General features: G+C 65.8%; 16 protein-coding genes and 2 pseudogenes. 8 read left to right on the top strand and 10 right to left on the bottom strand.

The features are described from left to right. Window positions 1-105: 105 nt before the first annotated feature. A complete protein-coding gene (locus ASF90_RS09195; RefSeq protein WP_055850307.1) occupies window positions 106-534 on the bottom strand; it encodes a DUF2946 family protein in 429 nt (142 codons plus the stop codon). A 303-nt stretch (window positions 535-837) separates the two neighbouring features. On the opposite strand from ASF90_RS09195, the gene ASF90_RS09190 reads away from it, so the two are divergent. Continuing rightward, window positions 838-2,034 (top strand): GAF domain-containing sensor histidine kinase, encoded by a 1,197-nt coding sequence (locus ASF90_RS09190; RefSeq protein WP_055848764.1) that lies wholly within the window; start codon window positions 838-840, stop codon window positions 2,032-2,034. 669 nt (window positions 2,035-2,703) lie between these two features. Here the strand turns inward: ASF90_RS09190 and ASF90_RS09185 are convergent. Together ASF90_RS09185 and ASF90_RS09180 are read right to left on the bottom strand one after the other, a co-directional pair. After that, window positions 2,704-2,988 carry a hypothetical protein gene (locus tag ASF90_RS09185; protein ID WP_055848762.1) on the bottom strand — a complete coding sequence of 95 codons (285 nt, stop codon included), beginning with the start codon at window positions 2,986-2,988 and terminating at the stop codon, window positions 2,704-2,706. 10 nt (window positions 2,989-2,998) lie between these two features. Beyond that, window positions 2,999-3,979, bottom strand: coding sequence for a LysR family transcriptional regulator (locus ASF90_RS09180; RefSeq protein ID WP_055848759.1), 981 nt, complete (start codon window positions 3,977-3,979; stop codon window positions 2,999-3,001). A gap of 163 nt (window positions 3,980-4,142) precedes the next feature. On the opposite strand from ASF90_RS09180, the gene cobA reads away from it, so the two are divergent. The 4 genes from cobA (at window position 4,143) to ASF90_RS09160 (ending at window position 8,314) form a co-directional block, all read left to right on the top strand. Then, window positions 4,143-5,345 carry a uroporphyrinogen-III C-methyltransferase gene (cobA, locus tag ASF90_RS09175; protein WP_082473471.1) on the top strand — a complete coding sequence of 401 codons (1,203 nt, stop codon included), beginning with the start codon at window positions 4,143-4,145 and terminating at the stop codon, window positions 5,343-5,345. 16 nt (window positions 5,346-5,361) lie between these two features. After that, window positions 5,362-6,321, top strand: coding sequence for a cysteine synthase A (cysK, locus tag ASF90_RS09170; protein WP_055848757.1), 960 nt, complete (start codon window positions 5,362-5,364; stop codon window positions 6,319-6,321). Window positions 6,322-6,998: 677 nt separating this feature from the next. Then, the gene (locus ASF90_RS09165) at window positions 6,999-7,505 is read left to right on the top strand and encodes an isoprenylcysteine carboxylmethyltransferase family protein (RefSeq protein ID WP_055850303.1); all 507 of its coding nucleotides are present in this window, start codon (window positions 6,999-7,001) and stop codon (window positions 7,503-7,505) included. Window positions 7,506-7,774: 269 nt separating this feature from the next. Further along, complete coding sequence (locus ASF90_RS09160; RefSeq protein ID WP_055848754.1) at window positions 7,775-8,314, top strand: O-acetyl-ADP-ribose deacetylase; 540 nt, start codon at window positions 7,775-7,777, stop codon at window positions 8,312-8,314. A 414-nt stretch (window positions 8,315-8,728) separates the two neighbouring features. On the opposite strand, the gene ASF90_RS09155 is transcribed toward ASF90_RS09160, so the two are convergent. From ASF90_RS09155 to gap, 7 genes are all read right to left on the bottom strand, one after another. After that, entirely contained in the window at window positions 8,729-9,733 is a 1,005-nt protein-coding gene (locus ASF90_RS09155; RefSeq protein WP_055848751.1) for a class I fructose-bisphosphate aldolase, read from the bottom strand. Between the two features lie 699 nt (window positions 9,734-10,432). Next, window positions 10,433-11,899: a pyruvate kinase gene (gene pyk, locus ASF90_RS09145; protein WP_055848745.1), complete on the bottom strand. Its 1,467-nt coding sequence runs from the start codon at window positions 11,897-11,899 to the stop codon at window positions 10,433-10,435. A 256-nt stretch (window positions 11,900-12,155) separates the two neighbouring features. Then, window positions 12,156-12,803 carry an HAD family hydrolase gene (locus ASF90_RS09140; RefSeq protein WP_055848743.1) on the bottom strand — a complete coding sequence of 216 codons (648 nt, stop codon included), beginning with the start codon at window positions 12,801-12,803 and terminating at the stop codon, window positions 12,156-12,158. Beyond that, window positions 12,800-13,975: a phosphoglycerate kinase gene (locus ASF90_RS09135; protein ID WP_055848740.1), complete on the bottom strand. Its 1,176-nt coding sequence runs from the start codon at window positions 13,973-13,975 to the stop codon at window positions 12,800-12,802. The genes ASF90_RS09140 and ASF90_RS09135 overlap by 4 nt, the downstream gene beginning before the upstream one ends. A gap of 443 nt (window positions 13,976-14,418) precedes the next feature. Beyond that, a complete protein-coding gene (locus ASF90_RS09130) occupies window positions 14,419-15,765 on the bottom strand; it encodes a DUF3999 domain-containing protein (RefSeq protein ID WP_055848738.1) in 1,347 nt (448 codons plus the stop codon). Beyond that, window positions 15,762-18,575, bottom strand: a complete 2,814-nt coding sequence (locus ASF90_RS09125; RefSeq protein ID WP_055848735.1) for a DUF2339 domain-containing protein — start codon at window positions 18,573-18,575, stop codon at window positions 15,762-15,764. The genes ASF90_RS09130 and ASF90_RS09125 overlap by 4 nt, the downstream gene beginning before the upstream one ends. A 327-nt stretch (window positions 18,576-18,902) precedes the next feature. Then, window positions 18,903-19,904, bottom strand: a complete 1,002-nt coding sequence (gene gap / locus ASF90_RS09120) for a type I glyceraldehyde-3-phosphate dehydrogenase (protein ID WP_005988872.1) — start codon at window positions 19,902-19,904, stop codon at window positions 18,903-18,905. Between the two features lie 452 nt (window positions 19,905-20,356). Here gap and ASF90_RS24210 point away from each other — a divergent pair. The 3 genes and pseudogenes from ASF90_RS24210 to ASF90_RS23850 form a co-directional block, all read left to right on the top strand. Then, window positions 20,357-20,616: pseudogene (locus ASF90_RS24210) on the top strand (SgcJ/EcaC family oxidoreductase); the annotation flags it as partial. A gap of 1 nt (window position 20,617) precedes the next feature. Next, a pseudogene (locus tag ASF90_RS24205) lies at window positions 20,618-20,937 on the top strand (SgcJ/EcaC family oxidoreductase); the annotation flags it as partial. Window position 20,938: 1 nt separating this feature from the next. Beyond that, the coding region (locus tag ASF90_RS23850) for a nuclear transport factor 2 family protein (RefSeq protein WP_168371663.1) at window positions 20,939-21,083 on the top strand (145 nt) is incomplete at its 5' end. Window positions 21,084-21,188: the final 105 nt, after the last annotated feature.

Here is a 21,188-nt window from a genome sequence, read left to right as displayed (position 1 = left end):
CGGCTTCATTCAAAGAATGCGTCGTCCATCGAGTGTGCGCAGGCACGCCAACGCATCAGGCGCAGACAGGCTGCAGCAGCACGGACGCCCGCAACGGGGCAAGGCTCAGGCGTACAACGGTGGCCCACGCGCTCCGAGGGCGGTCCAGCGCAAGGCCGACCATGCCCGCACCGCGGCGGGCAGCGGCATCGGCACCGGGCGTCGTTGCAGCAGACACAGCACCAGCAGTGCCAGCCAGGGCAGCAGACGCGCGGCCAACATGCAGTAGTCGCAGGCTTCGCCATGCAGCGCAGCGTCATGGTCGCCGGCGCGTTGCGGGGCACCGGGCATGCCGTGATCCCGAGGCACTGCGCTGTGCGCAGGCGCGTGGCTCGCATGCACTGCAGCGCTGGTGCCAAGCGCCGGGCCGCTCATGCACATCGGCTCGAGCATGCGCGCCTGGCTCCAGCGGCTGATCAACGGCGCCAACAGCATCAGCGCCACTGCCAGGCAGGCGAGCAGGTGCAACAGATGATGGCGATGAAGCGCGGGCATCGCCGCAGTGTAAGCCGCCATGTCGGCAGGAGCGATGGGAGCGGCCGGTGCGCGACCGGATGTCGCACCCAAACCCGCGCAGGCGTCCGGGCGACCGGCATCGCCCGCTGACGCCTGTCGAGCTGCGCCCCATCAGCCATCGCCACGGCCGAGTCGATGAAGCGCAGCCCATCACCTGGATATCACTGCCGCCCCATTGTCCAGGCCGGCAGTCACAGTTCTACCGATGCGTATAAGACCGCGCGCATGCGAGGCGTCGCCATGCCCTATGCTTGGGCGTCATCCCATTCATCCAGCGCGCGCATGAGTCCTGTCCTGTCCGATCCAGCGGCTGAGCCACTTCCCTGCGCGCCCAAACCGCCCAGCGAGGCGCTGCGCCTCCAGGCCCTGCGCAGCTACGGCATCCTCGATACGCCGCGCGAGGCGGCCTTCGAAGACATCACCCGGCTTGCGTCGATCATCTGCCAGACCCCGATCGCCCTGATCAGCCTGGTGGACGCGGACCGCCAGTGGTTCAAGAGCGAGCTCGGCATGGGCGAGCGCGAGACGCCGCTGTTCAAGTCGATGTGCGCGCATGCGCTGCTCGACAGCGACGTGCTGGTGGTGCCCGATACGCGCGAAGACATCCGTTTTTCGCGCAACCCGCTGGTGACCGGCGAAGCGCCGCTGTACTTCTATGCCGGTGCGCTGTTGAAGACGCCGGACGGCCTGCCGTTAGGCACCGTCTGCGTGCTCGACCGGCAGCCGCGCAAGCTCACCGACGAACAGGTCGAGGCGCTGCGCGCGCTAGCGCGCCAGACCATGGCGCAGCTGGAATTGCGCCGTGCGCTGCTGATTGCGGAAGAATCCGACCGCTATCGCAGCCGGCTGATGGCCATTGCCGGGCACGATCTGAAGACCCCGCTGCGCACCGCTGCCTACGCCATCGACAAGATGCGTCGGCATGCCAACGTCGATTCCATCCCGACCTTGGTGACTGCGCGCGACGCGATCAGCCTGGTCGGTCGCAGCCTGGACGAACTGGCCACGCTGGCCGCCGCAAGCAAGTCCGCCATGCCGGATCTGCAGCCGCTGCAGCTGGAAGACGTGCTGCATTCGGTGCTCGGCGTCTGGCGCCAGCCGGCCATCGACAAGTGCCTGTCGCTGCGCCACGTACCGACCTCGCTGCGCGTGCGCAGCCACCCGACGTTGTTGACCACCCTGATCGGCAATCTGGTCGGCAACGCGATCAAATACACCGAGCGTGGACGCGTGCTGGTCGGCACGCGCCGCCGCCCCGGCTATGCGGTGGTGGAAATCATCGACAGCGGCATCGGCCTGAATCTTGAGCAGCCCGAGCAGGTCTTCCAGGCGTTTCGCCAGGCCGACCCGCGCAGCGACGGTCTGGGCATCGGGCTATGGATCGTGCACCGCACCGCCGAGACGCTGGGGTGCGAGGTGAAGGTACGGCCACGTTCGGAAGGCGGGACCTGTTTTTCGGTTCGCATTCCGTTGGCCTGACGCAGTCCCGCACGGCTGCGTGGCGATGTGCGACCGCGCAGCTGTGCAGCAGACCTGGCGCACGTCGCTTCACAGGCGTTGATTCAAGTCCCTGGCGCTCGCCAAGAGCGGCCAACCCAGCTCGGCCGCCGGCGCATGCTGCGCTTGTTTCGGCGAAAAATCGGCCAAAAAAAAGGCGGACCCGAGCTCCCGACCCGGATCCGCCGCCAAACACGCCAGGCCTCTCCCCAGGGACCCGGGTGCGCCAGCCGCGCTGTGTGCGCAGCCTCGCGCAACAGTGATGCGACAGCGCTAGCAACCTTTCGACGACACCACTGATCACACCGGTGAAGCGATACATGCATCGCCGGTCCTGCGCCGTCCACCCCTAGACGTCCGAAGTGTCGCGTCATGGTTGCTATAAGGGTTTACGACAGCGCCGCGCCCAACTTGATGGGTGTCGACAACGCGGCTAAGGCGGCCCTGACACGTGTAGGGAGAATCACTGACAGCAACACGCGCGGCGCGTCGGCCAGCGCTCGCATGGCATTGATTGCAAAGAGGATTTGCGGGCCACTCTACACTGCAGTGCAACATGCGATTCTGCGTTAGCGGACACGACAACAAGAGCATGCAACACACCCAGCGCACGACGACGTGGCAGAAACCGCTGTTAGGAATTCCAACTCCCTAATCTCCAATCCCGGCCTCATCCCCCTGCTGCGCAAACCACGCCGCCGAATGCACGTCCTCGGCCGCCACTTCCAGTAGCTGACGCAACACGGCCAGCGGAATCTGCACCGGCGTTGCGCCGGCCTGCAGCGCCACCCACAGCGATTCGTCCTGCGGGTCGGCCAGCACCGTCAGCATGGCGTGCTCGCGTCCGTCGATGTTTGCCGACAGTTGCAACGACATGCCGCCATCGGGTTCGGGCGACCACAGTCTGCTGAGCGACGGACGTACTGGCTCGGTCATCGCGTAGCGCTCAACTGGTGATGGTCTGGGTCAGCGATTCCCAGGTCGGCGGCAGCGGCCAGTTCGGCGCCTGATTGCCGTCCAGTACGCGGCGCAGGTCGCGCTTGTCGATCTGCGGCGCCAGCACATGCACCAGATCCAGCGCGTAGTCGCGCAGCACCCGGTCGCGCGGCAGCACCGCCCAGGCGATGCACTCGGCGATCGGCGCTGGCGCTGGCCAGGAACGCAGGTCCTCGTCCTGGGCGTTGACCGCCATCTCGGCCACCAACCCCACACCGAGCCCGGCGCGCACATAGGTCTTGATCAGGTCCGCATCCAGCGCAGTTAGCGCGATGCTCGGCTCCAGCCCGACCTGCGCAAATGCCCGCTGCAGCGACGAGCCCGGTCGGGTGGACGATTCGTAGCTGATCAGCGGGTGCTCGGACAGCGCCTGCATGTCCGGCGCCACCCGCGTGTCCAGCGCATGCCCGCGCGGCACCACCACCAGCCGCCGCCAGCGATACAACGGCACCGCAATGCCGGCACTGGGCTCGCCGCCGGCGGTGCTGACCACCGCGATATCCGCATCGCCCTGGCTAAGCAGATCCAGCGCCGCACTTTCGGCCGCCTGCTGCAGATGCACGCTCACCTGCGGGTAGGCGTGCTTGATCTGCGCCACCGCCGGCGGCAACACGAAGCGCGCCTGGGTATGGGTGGTGGTCAAGGTCAGCTGGCCCTGGCTTTCGCGACGCTGGTTGGCGGCGTAGGTACGGATGTTGTTGGCTTCCGACAGCACCGCGCGTGCCCGCTCGATCACTTCCACCCCGGCCGGCGTCACCGCGTCCAGGCTGCGTCCTTTACGCACGAACAACAAAAAGCCCAGCTCGTCTTCCAGCTGCTTGAGCTGCTTGGACAGGCCGGGCTGGGTCGCGTGCACACGCGCCGCCGCCAGCGTGATGTTCAGCTCGGCATCGGCGATGGCCACCAGGTAGCGAAGTTGGGTCAGCGTCATGGGCTTATGTCCAAAAAAGCGCGAGGCGCCACAAGGACTTGGACTGTAGAGGAGTTCGACGGCTCAGCTTATAACCGAACGCTATTTTTAGGGCGCATGAAGTCATTTCCGACGGCTATAAGCCGGCGTTACGGTCTGGCCCTCCCTTTCGATGCCCCGGTCCGTGACTTCTGCGTTCCCGCTCCTTGCCGACCTGCGTGGCCGTGCCGTCCTGGTGGTCGGTGGCGGTGCCGATGCCGAACGCGCCACCGCCAACCTGCTGCAGGCCGGCGCGCTGCCGCTGGTTGGCGCCCCGCAACTGACCCCACAGTTGCAGCAGTGGGCGCGGGCCGGCCGGCTTCGATGGCTGCACGGTCACTTCGACCCCGCCTGGCTGGCGCTGCCGGATGCCCCCGTCTGGCTCACCATCGCCGCCAGCGAGCAGCCGGAACACAACGATGCCCTGCGCGCCGCAGCGAGCAGCCAGCGCTTGTTGACCCACAATGCGGCGCCGGCCGTATCCGCAGCTGCGCCGGCGCCCTCCCCCGCGCCGCAGGCAGGTATCGCGCCACTCTCCCCCGGCAGCGTGACCCTGGTCGGTGCCGGCCCGGGCGATCCCGGCCTGCTCACGCGCCACGCATTGCGCGCACTCCGGCAGGCCGAGGTGGTGCTGTACGACCGTCTGGTCAGCCCGCAGATCCTGCAACTGGCCCGCCGCGACGCAGTGCGTGTGGAAGTCGGCAAGGCCGCGCAAGGCCATAGCACCCGCCAGGAACAGATCCATGCGCTGATGCTGGAACATGCCCGCGCCGGGCGCCGGGTGGTGCGACTCAAGGGCGGCGACCCGTTCGTGTTCGGCCGTGGCGGCGAAGAGCTGGAATTCCTGCGCGCGCACGGCATCGGCTTTCAGGTTGTCCCCGGCATCACCGCCGCCATCGCCTGCGCGGCCTATGCCGGCATCCCGCTCACCCATCGCGATCACGCGCAATCGCTGCGCCTGATCACCGCGCACTGCAAGGATTCGCTGGACACGCTGGACTGGCACGCGCTGGGCCAGGAGCGCCAGACGCTGGCCTTTTACATGGGCGTGGCGGGCCTGGACGGTATCCAGCAGCGCCTGCTGCAGGCCGGCCGCGCACCCACCACGCCATTCGCCCTGGTGGAAAACGGCTCGCGCCCGCAGCAGCGGGTGATCACCGGCACGCTCGCCACCCTGGCCAGCACCGCACGGCAGTTCAAGGTACAGGCGCCCGCTCTGCTGATCCTGGGCGAAGTGACCGCACTGGCGCCGACGCTGCATTGGTTCGGCGCTGCACCGCTCAGCGCGCCGCTGCCACACTCACCCATCGCAACGCCCGACACGCCCACACTCGCCCACGCAGCCTGAATTCGACGGAGACCCCATGGCCCTGTACGACAACATCCTCGACACCATCGGCCGCACCCCGGTGGTCAAACTTCACCGCCTCGCCCCGGACAACGTCACCTTGTACGTCAAGGTCGAGGCGTTCAATCCGGGCGGCTCGGTCAAGGACCGCCTGGCGCTGGCGATCATCCTCGACGCCGAGCAGCGCGGCCTGCTCAAGCCCGGCGATACCATCGTCGAAGCCACCTCCGGCAACACCGGCGTGGCGTTGGCCATGGTCGCGGCCGCGCGCGGCTACAAGTTCGTCGCCACCATGGTGGAAACCTTCTCCATCGAGCGCCGCAAGCTGATGCGCGCGTACGGCGCCAAGGTCATCCTGACCCCGGCCGCCGAGCGAGGCAGCGGCATGGTGCGCAAGGCCAAGGAACTGGCCGAGCAGCACGGCTGGTTCCTGGCCAGCCAGTTCGCCAATCCGGCCAACCCGGCCTATCACCGCAACACCACCGCCGCCGAAATCCTGCGCGACTTCGCCGGCCACCGGCTGGACCATTTCGTCACCGGCTGGGGCACCGGCGGTACGCTCACCGGCGTGGGCGAAGTGCTGCGTGTCGCCCGCCCGGAAGTGCGCATCACCGCCAGCGAACCAGCCGGCGCCGCGCTGTTGCAAGGCCAGGACTGGAAGCCGCACAAGATCCAGGGCTGGACCCCGGACTTCATCCCCGAGGTGCTCAATCGCGAGGTCGCGCACGAAGTGCTGAGCGTGGAAGACAGCGATGCGATCACCATCGCCCGCCGTCTGGCCGCCGAAGAAGGCATCTTCACCGGCATCTCCGGCGGTGCCACCGTCTCCACGGCGCTGCGCGTGGCCGAGTCCGCCGCACCCGGCGCGGTCATCCTGGCGATGCTGCCCGATACCGGCGAGCGCTACTTCTCCACCCCGCTGTTCGCCGACATCAATGAAGGCTCGGATGACGATTGGCTGGCCGGCCTGCCCTGAGCGGACGGTTGGTTGGCACGCGAGGGCCGCGCGTTCAGCGCGGCCTTTTTTGTTCTGGGACCGCGGACCTGGGAAGCGAAGTCGATCGACAGACCCCCGCATCACTGCTTGTTTCATCGCGGCAGCGGACTGAGCACAGCCGGATCGCCATTGCGATTGAGCACCCAGCAGTGCATTGCGAAACCCATGCTGGGCGGCACGGTTACCGAAGTAATCGCACCATGGCAACAGCGCCCAGCGCACCTGATTGCGTGCGCCTTTCGGCAAAGACAATCACAGCCGAACCGGGAACAACACATCAGGCAAGCACCGCAGTGCGTTCGCGTCGCCGCCAGCCACACGCAGCCCGCCGCATCGGCGCCGTACCGCGAGTGACCGCCGCCACACCCTGATGGCGGGCAACGCAATCAAAAAACGCGACGCGCCCGCTGATTGATCGCCGCAACATGGCCTCACCTGATTGAAGACGCTGCATTGCGCGTGCACGTCATACGAGCAGCGCTCAACTCCTAGTAAAGAGCGCACAACCGTACCGCGCCGCGACGGAAACGCGCTTTCCGGCTCCCCAAGTCTCCGGCCCTATCCCGTTCCCCCGCGACACATTGCATTGCGATGGATGCACTCCCCTCCTTGTCAAGGAAACGTTAGGATGTCCGCCGTTCTGCAGGGAGAGTGTGGTGAGCAAGCAATCGTATGGGCACGGCGGCACACGCAGCGCACGCGCGCCGTGGCTGGTGAAGATCACGTCGCCCGTGCACTTCGCTGCGACGCTGGCCCTGGGCGCCTGGCTGCAACGGCGGTTCGATCTGCCCTTGCCGCCGCCAGACCTGTTGGCCTGGATCGAACTGCTTGGCGGCATCGTCGCCTGCCTGGGCTTGGCCCTGGCCATCAATTGCTTTGTGCTGTTCGCGCGCCGCCGCACCACCATCCTGCCCAGCGGCCATCCCTCGCAGCTGGTCCTGACCGGCCCGTACCGCTTCACCCGTAATCCGATGTATCTGGCCCTGATCCTGAGCTATCTGGGCCTGACCGTGCAGATGGGCTATCTATGGGGCGTGCTGTTGCTGCCGCTGCCGTGGCTGGCGCTGCAGTTCTACCTGATCCCGTTCGAAGAAGGCCGCCTGCGCGCCGAATTCGGCCGCGCCTACACCGCGTACTGCACGCGCGTCCGCCGCTGGCTCTGACGCGCAACGCGCGGGCCGCGCCGCGTCGCGCAATGCGGCGGCGGTTTGGCAGGCAGGGGCGCCGGTAACTCCCTGCCGCCAGCGATAAATTCTTCCAATCGTTGCCGCGACTGTTTCGTCCGAAAACCCGATTCTGGCTGATCTTTTGCTGCGCCTCCGGCACCGTCGTGGGTTGTCGCAGCGTGTGAGATGAATGGGCCCTAGCGTGTGGCTCCGCAACGCCTGACCCCATCACGCGTTCATCATTCAAATCCCATAACTATCGCGCTATGAGAATCGAAGTCTGGCAAGGCGACATCACCGAACTCGACGTTGACGTCATCGTCAACGCCGCAAACGAATCACTGCTGGGTGGCGGCGGCGTCGATGGCGCCATCCATCGTGCTGCTGGCCCACGTCTGCTGCACGCTTGTGAAGCGCTGCCGCAGGTGCGCCCAGGCGTACGCTGCCCCACCGGCGAAATCCGCATCACCGAAGGCTTCGATCTGAAGGCGCGCCATGTGTTTCATACCGTGGGCCCGGTTTGGCGCGACGGCAAGCACAACGAGCCGGAGCAACTGGCCAACTGTTATTGGCAGTCGCTCAAACTTGCCGAGCAAATGATGCTGCATTCGATCGCGTTCCCGGCCATCAGCTGCGGCATCTACGGTTACCCGCTGTACCAGGCCGCACGGATTGCCGTGACCGAAACCCGTGACTGGCAGCGTTCGCACAAGGTGCCCAAGCACATCGTGCTGGTGGCCTATAACGAGGCGACCTACAAGGCGTATCAGCAGGCACTGGCAACGCAGGACACCGCGGCCGCCTGATCGCTACGCAATGCAGGTTGCACTGACGAGCGCCGCAAGGCGCTCGTTGCGTTTCGGTCAGTGGAATCCCGTCGTCGTCTTTCAACCGCGCCACTACTGTGCAGCAGTCCTGATGCACAGCCTTAGCTCGCCCGATCGCACCAGGAGCGGCTGACAAACGGAGAAGGCGTCAGGCAAGTGCGCACAGCGCCGAGGAACTACGGTGCCCGCATCGGTGCATGCCGATCCAGGCACCGGCCGGTCATACCCGCCCGGCGAAGGCGCAGTGTTTCGTGCGTTGCGGCTGCGTTGCGCCGAGCTGGTCCGCACCTGGGCGCAGTCAACCCGCACGTCGACACCCAATAAAAAACGCCGGCATCGCTGCCGGCGCTTTGGTCTTACCGGCGATGCAGCCTTGCGGCCGCCATCACTCGATCAGCCCTTCCACTTGCCCAGTGCCGCCAGGCCGTTTTCCTTGGCGCGCTCATAGATGATCTGCTGCGCCTTGGCGAAGTTGCCGGTCATGTCCTTGGCCCACAGCTTCAGTGCGGCCTGCTGCATCGCGCGGCCGTAGGAGAAGCTCAGCGGCCACGGCAGATTGCCGAGCTGGTGCATTTCGTTGAGGTGCGCGGTGGACTGCTCATCGGTCTGGCCGCCGGACAGGAACACGATGCCCGGCAGGATCGCCGGCACGGTCGACTTCAGGCACATCACGGTGGACTCGGCCACTTCCTCGACGCTGGCCTGCTCTTCGCAGCCCTTGCCGGAAATGACCATCGAGGCCTTCAGGATGGTGCCTTCGAGCACGACGTTCTGCTCATACAGCGCGCCAAACAGCGAACGCAGCGTGGCTTCGGTCACTTCGTAGCAGGTCTCGATGTCGTGGCTGCCGTCCATGATCACTTCCGGCTCCACCATCGGCACCAGGCCCTGCTCCTGGCACAGCGCGGCGTAACGCGCCAGCGCATGCGAGTTGGCCTCGATGCAGGTGCCGGACGGAATGTCTTCGCCGATGTTGATGACCGCACGCCACTTGGCGAAACGCGCGCCCAGCGTGTAGTACTCCTCCAGACGTGCACGCAGGCCGTCCAGACCTTCGGTGACCAGTTCGCCCGGCATGCCGGCCAGCGGCTGCGCGCCCTTGTCGACCTTGATGCCCGGGATGATGCCGTGCTCGGCCATGTACTTGGCGAACGGCACACCGTCCTTGGTCTTCTGACGGATGGTCTCGTCGAACAGGATGGCGCCGGAGATGTAATCGCTCAGCTTGGGCGTGGTCAGCAGCAGTTCGCGGTAAGCGCGGCGGTTTTCTTCGATGTTCTCGATGCCGACGCTGGCAAAACGCTTTGCGATTGTGCTGGTCGACTCGTCGATGGCGATGATGCCCTTGCCCGGGGCGACCATGGCCTGGGCGGTTTCGGCAAGCTGTTCGATGCTCATGTAGTTCCTGTGGCAGCTGCGGGGGAGGACGAAAGTATAGCGACGAAAGTCGTACACATTCCTTCACGGAATGCCTGCAACCGATTACACCTTGCCTGCGTGACAGGATGTGTGGCGCCGCTCGCATCGCGCTGCACAAGGCGCCATCGCTGTGGTGTGTGGTTGCCAACGCTTGCACAAGCGCATGCGGACGCAACGTCTGCATGCCAGCGCGCGATGCTGCAAAAAGGTCTGCACATGCGCTGCGATCACCCTAGCAGCGCGCGTGTAGCGGTAGATCTGCATGCCCCACTGTGTGCGCAGAACCTGAGGGCATCGCAGTTGCCGCGTCGATCGATCACGTCAACACGTGGACGGGCGCAGGTCGTGTCCCCAGGAAGACGTGCCGCGCGACAGCAGCTTTGTCGGCAGCATCGCCGCCACTTGGAGCGCGATGGCAGCCAAGCAGATGCCACCGACGATCCAGGCCTGTTGAATCACGCCATGCACGATGGAATGCGTGATGTGGTGAGCGACATGCAACGCACCAGCGGTGCGGACGCCAGACAGCGCACGGTCGGTGCATGCCGAATGCCACGACGCCCGACGCACCGAACCGCACACAGCACAACGGCGACCCGAAGGCCGCAGCTGTGCAGGATGCGCGCTGTTCAACCCGCCGCGGACGTCAATCGACATCCGCGAATGGCCGGCAGTGCGTTACAGCTCGCCCAGACCGGTGGCGCGGCCGTCTTCGCCCACTTCCAGCAGACGCAGCGTGTTGGTGGCGCCGTGCATTTCCATGTGCTCGCCGCTGGTGAACACCACGCGGTCGCCCGGGCCCATGCGCTCGTTTTCCACCAGCAGGCGGATGGCCGCACGTGCGGCTTCGCGCGGGGTCAGGCCGCGGCTGTCGAAGCTGATCGGGAACACGCCGCGCATCATCGCCATCTGGCGACGCGCGCCATCGTGACGGGTGAAGGCGTAGATCGGCATGTTGGAGCGGAAGCGCGACAGGAAGCGCGGCGTGCCGCCGGATTCGGTCAACGCCACCACGCCGCCCAGACCGATGTGCTCGGAAAGGAACATGGTCGCCATGGCGATCGCCTGATCGGCGCGCTGCAGGTTGCGTTGCGCCGCTTCGAAGTCGGTATCGAATTCGAACTGGTGCTCGGCGCCCAGGCAGATACGTGCCATCGCTTCCACCGCGCGCACCGGATAGGCGCCGGCGGCGGTTTCGGCCGACAACATCACCGCGTCGGTACCGTCGATGACCGCGTTGGCCACGTCCAGCACTTCGGCGCGGGTCGGGATCGGGCTTTCGACCATCGACTGCAGCATCTGCGTGGCAGTGATCACCACCTTGTTCTGCGCCAGCGACTCGCGAATGATCTTCTTCTGCAGACCGGGCAATTCGGCGTCGCCGATTTCCACGCCCAGATCGCCGCGCGCCACCATCACCACGTCAGAGGCTTCGACGATTTCGACCAGATTTTCGATCGCTTCGGTGCGCTCGATCTTGGACACCAGCTGCGCATCGCAGCCGTGCTGCTGGGCGATCTGACGCGCGTCGTGCATGTCCTGCGCATTGCGGCAGAACGACACCGCGATGAAGTCCACGCCGATCTTGGCGACGATGCCGATCAGCTCCTTGTCGCGCTCGGTCAGCGCGCCCAGCGACAGGCCGCCGCCCTGCTTGTTCAAGCCCTTGCGGTCGGACAGCACACCATCGTTGAGCACGGTGGTGACGATGCGCGCGCCTTGCACGTCGGTGACCTGCAACTGCACCAGGCCGTCGTCGAGCAGCAGCACGTCGCCGGCCACCACGTCCTGCGGCAGACCCAGGTAGCTCACGCCCACCTGATTCTGGTCGCCGGCCGGCGCATTGACATCGGCCACCAGATCGAAGCGCGCGCCCATGGTCAGCTTGATCTTGCCTTCGGCAAAGCGCTCGATACGGATCTTCGGGCCCGGCAGGTCGGCCAGGATGCCCACTTCGGCACCGGCGCGCGCAGCGGCGGCACGCACTTCGGCGGCGCGCTTGGCCTGGCCCGACGGGTCGCCGTGGCTGAAGTTGAGGCGCACCACGTTGACGCCCGCCTTGAACAAAGCGTCCAGCACACCGGGCGCGTCCGTTGCCGGTCCGAGGGTGGCGAGGATCTTGGTGCGGCGTTGACGTTCTTTCATGATGGCCTCCCTGTAAAAGCCGCGAAACTTAACACACACGTCACGTACCGAGGATGGCATTGCGGCATAGCCACCCTCTTATTCCGGCATGTCTTACAGACAGTGCGGGACAGTACGTCCGTTTACGCACGCGTTGCACCGGGCAACGCGATGCGGTCGCCACCCTAACCCGGTGGCAGTGAAGAGCAATCTGTTGCATCACGTTGCGCAGCGCGCCGGCGGCGACCAAGCGAGCGCCACCGCCGATGCGCAGCGCTCACGCGTGGATCAACTGGGTCAGTTGCGCCGGGGTGTGTGCAATCGCGCCGGCACCTGCGGTGCGCAGTTCGGCCTCGTCGCCGAAGCCCCACAGCACACCGATGCTGTGGATACCGTGGTGATTGGCGCCATCGATATCCATGCGACGGTCGCCGATCATCACGCAGCCGGCCTTGTCGATCTCAAGGCGGCGCAATGCTTCGGCGATCAGGTCCGGCTTGAAGCGGCGTTCGCCATCTTCGCTGGCACCGATCACATTCTCGAAGCACGCACCAAACGGCAGGTGCTCGACGATGCGGCGTGCGTAACGCTCGTTCTTGGAGGTGACCACGGCCAGGCGATGGCCGGCGCGTTGCAGGCCGGTGACCACCTCGCCGATGCCATCGAACACGCTGAGTTCGGTCCAGCCCACCGCGTCGTAGCGCTCGCGGTAGAGGCCCAGCGCGCGCTGCACCAGCTCCGGGTCCTGCGGAAAACACTCGGTAAAGCTGTCGCGCAACGGCGGGCCGATCCAGGCACGCAAGGTCTGCGCCGATGGACGCGGCTGGCCCACGGCATCGAAGGCATGCACGATGCTGGCGACGATGCCCGGTTCCGAATCCACCAGCGTGCCGTCCAGATCGAAGAACAGCGTGGCTGCACTCACTTGCCGCGGGCCTCGAGTGCGGCCACCGCCGGCAAGGTTTTGCCTTCCAGAAATTCCAGGAACGCACCGCCACCGGTGGAGATGTAGGTCACGTCCTTGGCGATGTCGTACTTGTCCACGGCCGCCAGGGTGTCGCCGCCACCGGCGATGGAAAACGCCTTGGATGCGGCGATCGCGCGTGCCAGGGTTTCGGTGCCGTGGCTGAAGGGCTCGAATTCGAACACACCGACCGGGCCGTTCCACACCACCGTGCCGGCATTGGCGATCATCTCGGCATAGTGCTGCGCAGTCTGCGGGCCGATGTCGAGAATCAGATCGTCCGCCTCGACGGCATCGAGCGACTTCACCGTGGCTTGCGCATCGGGCAGGAACTGCTTGGCGACAACCACGTCGGTGGGCAGCGGAATCTCGGCGCCGCGCGTTTTGGCATCGGCCACGATCTGGTTGGCGGTCGGAATCAGATCCGGCTCGTTCAAGGACTTGCCCACCGCATACCCGGCAGCGGCGATGAAGGTGTTGGCGATACCGCCACCGACGATCAGCTGGTCGACCTTGTTGACCAGGTTGGAGAGCAGCTCCAGCTTGGTCGAGACCTTGCTGCCGGCCACGATCGCCAGCAGCGGCTTGGCCGGGTTATCCAGCGCCTTGGCCAGCGCATCGAGTTCGGCCATCAGCAGCGGGCCACCGGCGGCCACCGGCGCGAAGCGGATCACACCATGCGTGGACGCCTGCGCACGATGCGCGGTGCCAAAGGCATCCATGACGAACACATCGCACAGCGCGGCATATTTGCGTGCCAGGGTCTCGTCGTCCTTGCCCTCGCCGACATTCATGCGGCAATTTTCCAGCAACACCACCTGGCCCGGCGCGACCTCCACACCGTCGACCCAGTCGCGCACCAGGGTGACTTCGACACCCAGCAAGGTGGTCAGCCGCGCGGCGACCGGCGCCAGTGAATCGTCTTCGCTCCAGCTGCCTTCCTTCGGGCGGCCCAGGTGCGAGGTGACCATCACCGCCGCGCCTTTTTCCAGCGCCAGCTTGAGGGTGGGCACCGAAGCGGTGATGCGCTGCTCGGAGGTGATCTGGCCGTTGTCGATCGGCACGTTGAGATCCTGGCGGATCAGCACGCGCTTGCCGGAGAGATCGAGGTCGGTCATACGGACAATGGACATGGGCTTGGCTCGCTAAGTCTGGAGATTAGGGAATCGGGGATTGGTACACGGCGCCGCGCCTGCGTTGGACGCGTGCGTGCACGCTCTGTGCGCGGAGGAAATCACGCTACTGCGCCGCCTTGACGGGGCAGCGCCTTGCAAAGATGCCGCCATTGCAACTGCGGCCGACACGAACGGCAGTCGACCGGAGACGACGGGCAATGCGACCGCCTTGGCGGCGGGGATTGGGTCATCAGGAGTCGGGATCGGCGCGCCGTACCGCAACAAGGCAGTGCGCTGGACGGGCGCTGCCGCACATGCGGATGGCGCCAACTGTGATCGGTCGAACACGACGGGCAATGCGGCTGCCTCGGCGACGGGGGATACCCATTGTCCGGCCTTCGCAGCAAAGCGGCAAACCCGCATCACCTGCACACCGCTGGCGACAGCGCGACAGCGCGGCGTTACAGCGGCCGGTCCGTACCGGATTTGCGCAGCAGACTGACCGCGAAACCGCCCACCAGCAAGGCGCCACCGACCAGCAGCGCCCAGAGCAGCCATTGTTTCCAGTCGCGCGGCGTGGCGGCCGGCTGCAGTGCCGCATCGCCGGCAAGCGACTGTGCCTGCGCGGCCATGCTGGCCTGCACGGGCTGCCACTGCATCCCGCGCTCCTGCCGCAGCGCCTGCAGCATCGAGGCCAATGGCGCGTCGCCACGTTGCACGCGCGCGCTGCCAGCGACGAGCGCATACGGCGGCTGCCCCTGCGCAAGAAACATCAATCGCTCCGGCTGATACCCCGCGCGCAAGGTCGGCACCGCGGTGCTGCGGCCCTGGGCAGCCACCAATCGCCACTGACGATCGCGCACGAGTGCGGACAACAGCTGCGGTGGCGAGGCGCCATTGCCAAGCCGATACGCCAACCATGGCCCGGCGCGACGCGACCACGGTGCGTCGTCGGCATCGCGGCTTTCCACGATCCATTCCACCGCTTCGGCCAGACCGCCGCCCACATCCAGCTGCGTGATCGGGAAGCGACCCGGCACGACATAGGTCACGCCGGTGTCCTGGGCAGTGCCCTGCAAGTCCAGCCAGGACAGTTGGGTGGGCGCGACAACGCCATCCACTTCCGCATCAACCGCACGCAGCGTCGGCAAGCTGCCCGATACCGGCACGATGCGCAGGTACTTTGCGCCGTCGTCTAGCGCAATGCGGCGTTGCTGCAGCCGCTGCGCCTGATTGTCCAAGGCCATGACTGTTGCATCGGAAGCGAGCACACGCCAGTCGCGCAGATCGTCGCTGCCCTCCACACGCAGCTGCGCCTGCACCGGCGTATTGCCCTCCCAGTCCAGCAACAACGCACGCGGGCGATCGCGTAATGCGCTGGCGTCGATCAACCAGCTGCCACCGACGCCGGGCGCTGCGGGTGCACCGGTTGCAAAGCGGCCTTCCAGCCGCCGCACTGCCCCGCTGGCATCGCGCTCGGCGATCAACTGCAGATCGCCGTTGGCCGGCGCAGCGCCTTCAGGCAATGCGAACAACGGCAACCGCTGCCGACGCGATGCGGATGGCACAGCGGCGACGGGCAGCGGCGCGGTGGGCATCTCTTCGCCACGCGCGTCGATCACCGTGACATCGCCTAATTCCGCATCGACTGCGCTGCGATAGACCGCTTCGTTCAAGGTCAGCTGATACATACCGGCGTCGGAGCCGGCCACCTGCAGCGACCACTGCTGCCGATAGTCCTGCCGCACATCGGCCGCCTGCGCCATCAGCGGCACCAGCAGCACCCATCCCCAATGTTTCGTACTCATGCCTGATCCTTTGCCGCGCCATCGTCGTCGACAGCGCGCTCTTCAATCGCCGGACGCGGCGGCGCCGGCGCCAGATACCCCACCACCGTACACAACAGGCCGTAGGCCATGAACGAGCCGATGCCGAGCAGATTGCCCAGGTGCTGGCGATCGACCAGCACCAGCTTGGCCAGCACCAGGCCCATCAACAAGGCACCGCCCAGCCACAGTCCGCGCTGCCCGCGACGCGAGCCCACCACCCAACCCAGCACACCCAGCACGCTCCAGACGATGGTCAGGCTGGTCTGCGACACCGTCGCGCCCACCAACGCGGCATTCCACGGCACATCGCCCCAGTGATGCACGCTGTGCAAGGTGCTGCCGGTGATCAACACCCAGCCCAGCACACCGAGCGCAGTGACGCGCCGACCTTGCAGGATCGCCGGCGCGTCCGTCGACCACGCCCAGCGCGCGACCAAGGCGAGCACCGCCAGCTGCGCCAGTTCGGCCGGATTGAGCAATGGCACCCAGGGCAGCGGCGCGGCGCTGACCGGATCCAGCAATGCGAGCAGCCAACCGATACCCAACACCGCGAACACGCAGCTCAGCAACCCGGTGCGCGCAGGGTCGAAGCGCGCCCCCTGCGGCCAGGTCAGCCACGGCCAGCGCAGCAAGCCCACGGTCGCCACGGCAAGCCACGGCACCGCCAGCAAGGCGCAGCGCCAGCCGTTGGCAAGGGCAAACGCATCGGCCAGCCAAGCCGCACCCAACGACACCACCGACGGCCATAACAGCCACCAGATGAACTGCGCGACCACGGCGCCTGCGCCAGGCTGCATCCGCAGGCACCACAACGCCCGCGTGCCTGCCAGCGCAAACGCCAGCCAGGCCAGAGCACCCCAATGCGCGAAGGGCTGCGTATGCGCATGGTTCTGCCACAGCGCCAACGGCGCGGCCAGCGCCAGACCCGCCATGACCGTCCACACCAATGCAGCGGCAGGGCGACGGCGGTGCACCTCGGCCGCCAGCCACACGCTGAACGCGACGAAGCCCAGCAGCAGATCCGGCTCGCTGCGCAGATCGCCGGCAAAGCGCAGGATTTCGTGTACCCCGCACATGGTCCACCAGCCCAGCCCCCACAGATACGCCACCAGCGCGCTCCGCCGATAACCCGCATCGCGCAGGAACCAGGCACTGGCCCAGCCGGCAATGGCGATCAGCAAGCTGCTCATGCAGGTGGCATTGGCCACCGCCACGCTGTCGTAGCGCCACGCATCCACACCGAAGGCCACGCCCACCGCCGCAAGCAGCTGCAAGGCCACACCGCTGATCTGCGAGATGCGTCGCTGCTGACGCAGGCCCAGCCACAACAACCCCACGCCTTCCAGCGCGAACACGCTGGCGGTGGCACGCGCCGACAACGCCAACGGCACTGCCAGCGTCGCAAAGCCGACGGCCAGCATGGCGTGCGCCTGGCCCAGCAAACGTGTGGAGGCACGCCGCAGCAACCAGCTCGCAAGACCTGCATACAACGCCGCCACGGCGACGGCGCACAACGCTAATGGCAGGCGATCGCCTTCCAGCAAACGCGCCTGCAACGCAAAGGCGACCAAAGGCGTGCCGAACAACAGGCTGCCATCGATGAGCTTGCCCGCACTGCCGTCGCCGCGTCGCGCATGCAGCACCGGAATCGCGACATACATGGCGAAGAACAGCAACAAGAACGGCTCGGTGCTGGCGAATTTTGCAGGGGTGTACTGCAGCGCGCCCCACAGCGTGCCGATGCCGAAGGTAAAGGCGAATCCAAGCAGGTTGAGCACCCGCCACGGCCGCGTCCACGCTATCGCCACGATGCCGGCGTTGAGCAAGGCGTAATACGAAAACAGCCCGACATGATTGCCGCTGCCGGTGGACAGCCAGATTGGCGCAAGAAACCCGGCCAACACACCCAACACAGCCAACGTGCGCGAGTCCTGCACCACCGCCAGCACGCACATGCCGGCAATCAGCACCACGCTGATGCCCATCGCCAGGCCGGCGCCCAGCAAGCTGTACAACTTGAATGCCGCAAACACCGTCAGCAACAAGCCGCCGATCGCACCGCCCTGCAACGCCAACGCAAACCCGGGCCGCTGCAACCGCTGCTTCCAGCCGAATACCAGACCGGCCAGCGCCAGCACGCTGATGCCGGCCAACCGCAGCTCGACCGGCATGCGCATCCAGCCCTGATCGCTGGCGTACTTCAACAACGACGCCACGCCGGCCAGCAACACCAGCATGCCGACCTTGACCGGCACATTGCCTTCGGTAAACCAGCGCTTCACCGCGCCGATGGCGCGCGTGATCGGGTCCGGTTGCACTGGCAGCGCAGGCAATTCCTGCGCTTGCTGTGGCAGTCCTTGCGGCTCCGACGGCGACGATTGCGCTTGCCAGCCGGACGCAGGCGCATCTTCCGCTGTTGGACTGGTTACCGACGCTGCAGGCGCGTCTGCGGGCAGTGTTGGTGGCGTCTGCATCACAGACGCAGACGGCGAAATGCGACTCGACGCACTCGGAAAATCGAATGCGTCAGGCACCGCCGCGTCGGAAGTGGAGGTGTTCAATGCGGACGTGTCGCCCGGCTGCGCCCATGCGTCCGTCGGCGCAGAGGCCTGCCTCTCGGCCGCACGCGCTGCCGCATCCGCAGGCGCATTCCCCGCCTGCCAGTACGCAAGCCGCTGCTCCAGCGCATCCACCCGCCGCCGCAGCCCGGCAATCCACACCAGCGCGATCACAACGCCCACCGGCACTGCGAGCAGCACCAGGGCCACCAGCACGATTATCGTTTCCAACGCCTATCCCCTAGCCGGCATCCGGCCGACTCTAGCGCCGCCATGCTACTCGGCGTACGCACGAAAGTCGGCATCGCCACGCATAAGCGCACGACAAGACGCTGTGCCCAAGACGACCTGGACGGTAAAGCAAGCGGCTCGCGTACCAGGTGCCTGCATCTTGCAGTAAAGCCAGTCGCGCAGCTTGCGCATGCCATGGGGCGGACAACACGTCTCGGGGACACCTACGGCTTTACATCCACGCCCGACCGGCCCTGCCACCGGAACGAGCGAAACGCCCATAAAAAAACCCCGGACTAACCGGGGTTTTTTGCACGACGTCAGAACTTACTTCGCAACAACACGCACCATTTCCAGGCACTTGTTGGAGTAGCCCCACTCGTTGTCGTACCAGGACACCAGCTTGACGAACGTCGAGTCCAGCGCGATGCCAGCGTCGGCGTCGAACACCGAGGTGCAGGTCTCGCCGCGGAAATCGGTGGCCACGACCTTGTCTTCGGTGTAACCCAGGATGCCCTTCAGCGCGCCTTCGCTCTGTGCCTTCACTTCGGCGCAGATCTCGGCGTAGGTGGCCGGCTTTTCCAGTTCGACCGTGAGGTCGACCACCGAGACATCCGAGGTCGGCACGCGGAAGCTCATGCCGGTGAGCTTCTTGTTGAGCTCGGGAATCACCACGCCCACAGCCTTGGCAGCGCCGGTGGAGGACGGAATGATGTTTTCCAGAATGCCGCGGCCGCCGCGCCAGTCTTTGTTCGACGGGCCGTCCACGGTCTTCTGCGTGGCCGTGGCCGCGTGCACGGTGGTCATCAGGCCGCGCTTGATGCCCCACTTGTCGTTGATGACCTTGGCCAACGGCGCCAGGCAGTTGGTGGTGCACGAGGCGTTGGAAACGATCGCCTCACCCTTGTAGGTCTTGTCGTTGACGCCGTAGACGAACATCGGTGTGTCGTCCTTGGACGGAGCCGAGAGGATCACCTTCTTGGCGCCTGCGTCGATATGCTTCTGCGCGGTTTCCTTGGTCAGGAACAGGCCGGTGGATTCGATCACCACGTCGGCGCCCACGGCATCCCACTTGAGGTTGGCCGGGTCGCGCTCCTGGGTCAGGCGGATCTTCTTGCCGTTGACGATCAGGGTGTTGCCGTCGACCGACACCTCGGCCTTGAAGCGGCCGTGCACCGAGTCGTACTGCAGCATGTAGGCCAGGTAGTCGGGCTCGAGCAGGTCATTGATGGCCACGATCTCGATGTCATTGGCGAAGTTCTGCACCGCAGAGCGCAGCACGTTGCGTCCGATGCGACCGAATCCGTTGATGCCAACCTTGATTGCCATGTTCACTAGCTCCTGCGGCCGCGACAGCGCGGCGGATGGAAAGGGGCTGACATTCTAACAGCGTCCTCCCTGGACGGCCGTGCTGTTGCGTGTGGGCGGGGGTTCGGGATCGGTCATTGCCTGCCTTCAACCCGTCCGCGGTGCCCCTTGTCCAGTTCGGCGGACGCCGGCGCACGGCGTTCTGCGTTGCGCTTGATGTCGCGACTTGCTCGCCGACATTGTCCACTGCACCACCCCTGGAGCGTCCCACGCGCAAATCGCGTCATCGGGGCCAAGCGCCATCCAACGCACCGGATCAATGCATACTCTTTATTTTCCAAATACTTACAATTCAACTAAATACGCCGAAAAGCGTATTCATGCATATGCCGAACAGCAGCATTTCGGCGCTCCGTGGATTTCGATACTGGCTCTGCCTGCTGAGGCACCCAATCAACTACACGGAGATTTCCATGCGTCGCACCCTGTTCTCTCTGGCTTTGGCTCTGGCTGCCACCCCGGCGCTGGCCGCTGGCGTGATGCATTACACCGAAAAGGCAGCGCTGCCCGTCGACGGTGAAGCACGTGAAGTCGCCGCACTGTTCGACACCTGGAACGCTGCACTGGCGACAGGCAACCCGCACAAGGTGGCCGATCTGTACGCGCCGGACGGCGTGCTGCTGCCGACGGTCTCCAACGAAGTGCGCGCCTCGCGCGAGCAGATCGAAAACTANAACCCGCACAAGGTGGCCGATCTGTACGCGCCGGACGGCGTGCTGCTGCCGACGGTCTCCAACGAAGTGCGCGCCTCGCGCGAGCAGATCGAAAACTACTTCGAAATGTTCCTGACCAAAAAGCCCAAGGGCGTGATCAATTACCGCACCGTGCGCGTGCTCGATGACGACAGCGCGGTGGATGCCGGCGTCTACACCTTCACGCTGACCGACAAGAGCGGCAAGAAGAGCGATGTGCAGGCGCGCTACACCTTCGTCTACGAGAAGCGCGACGGCAAGTGGTTGATCATCAACCACCACAGCTCGGCGATGCCGGAAGTNGACCGACAAGAGCGGCAAGAAGAGCGATGTGCAGGCGCGCTACACCTTCGTCTACGAGAAGCGCGACGGCAAGTGGTTGATCATCAACCACCACAGCTCGGCGATGCCGGAAGTGGATGCGCCGCAGGTCGCCAAGGCCAAGTAAATGCGGGCGCCTCGGAGTACGCCGCCCGCTGTCTGCGGCCTCCCGAGCGCCACCGTCGGCACACCTCCCCCGCCGACGGTGGCGCGGCCCGCAGCGCATTGCACA

The organism is Xanthomonas sp. Leaf148 (assembly GCF_001423585.1).
Taxonomy (GTDB): Bacteria; Pseudomonadota; Gammaproteobacteria; order Xanthomonadales; family Xanthomonadaceae; genus Xanthomonas.
Note: the sequence above shows the minus strand (reverse complement) of the source record. Positions and strands in the feature narration are given on the sequence as shown.

Bases quoted from the DNA above. Each gene is read 5' to 3' on its own strand.
- ASF90_RS09180 (WP_055848759.1), bottom strand. From the start codon at position 3,979: ATGACGCTGACCCAACTTCGCTACCTGGTGGCCATCGCCGATGCCGAG.
- ASF90_RS09185 (WP_055848762.1), bottom strand. From the start codon at position 2,988: ATGACCGAGCCAGTACGTCCGTCGCTCAGCAGACTGTGGTCGCCCGAA.
- ASF90_RS09155 (WP_055848751.1), bottom strand. From the start codon at position 9,733: ATGAGCATCGAACAGCTTGCCGAAACCGCCCAGGCCATGGTCGCCCCG.
- ASF90_RS09135 (WP_055848740.1), bottom strand. From the start codon at position 13,975: ATGTCCATTGTCCGTATGACCGACCTCGATCTCTCCGGCAAGCGCGTG.
- pyk (WP_055848745.1), bottom strand. From the start codon at position 11,899: ATGAAAGAACGTCAACGCCGCACCAAGATCCTCGCCACCCTCGGACCG.
- ASF90_RS09190 (WP_055848764.1), top strand. From the start codon at position 838: ATGAGTCCTGTCCTGTCCGATCCAGCGGCTGAGCCACTTCCCTGCGCG.
- gap (WP_005988872.1), bottom strand. From the start codon at position 19,904: ATGGCAATCAAGGTTGGCATCAACGGATTCGGTCGCATCGGACGCAAC.
- cysK (WP_055848757.1), top strand. From the start codon at position 5,362: ATGGCCCTGTACGACAACATCCTCGACACCATCGGCCGCACCCCGGTG.
- ASF90_RS09195 (WP_055850307.1), bottom strand. From the start codon at position 534: ATGCCCGCGCTTCATCGCCATCATCTGTTGCACCTGCTCGCCTGCCTG.
- ASF90_RS09130 (WP_055848738.1), bottom strand. From the start codon at position 15,765: ATGAGTACGAAACATTGGGGATGGGTGCTGCTGGTGCCGCTGATGGCG.
- ASF90_RS09160 (WP_055848754.1), top strand. From the start codon at position 7,775: ATGAGAATCGAAGTCTGGCAAGGCGACATCACCGAACTCGACGTTGAC.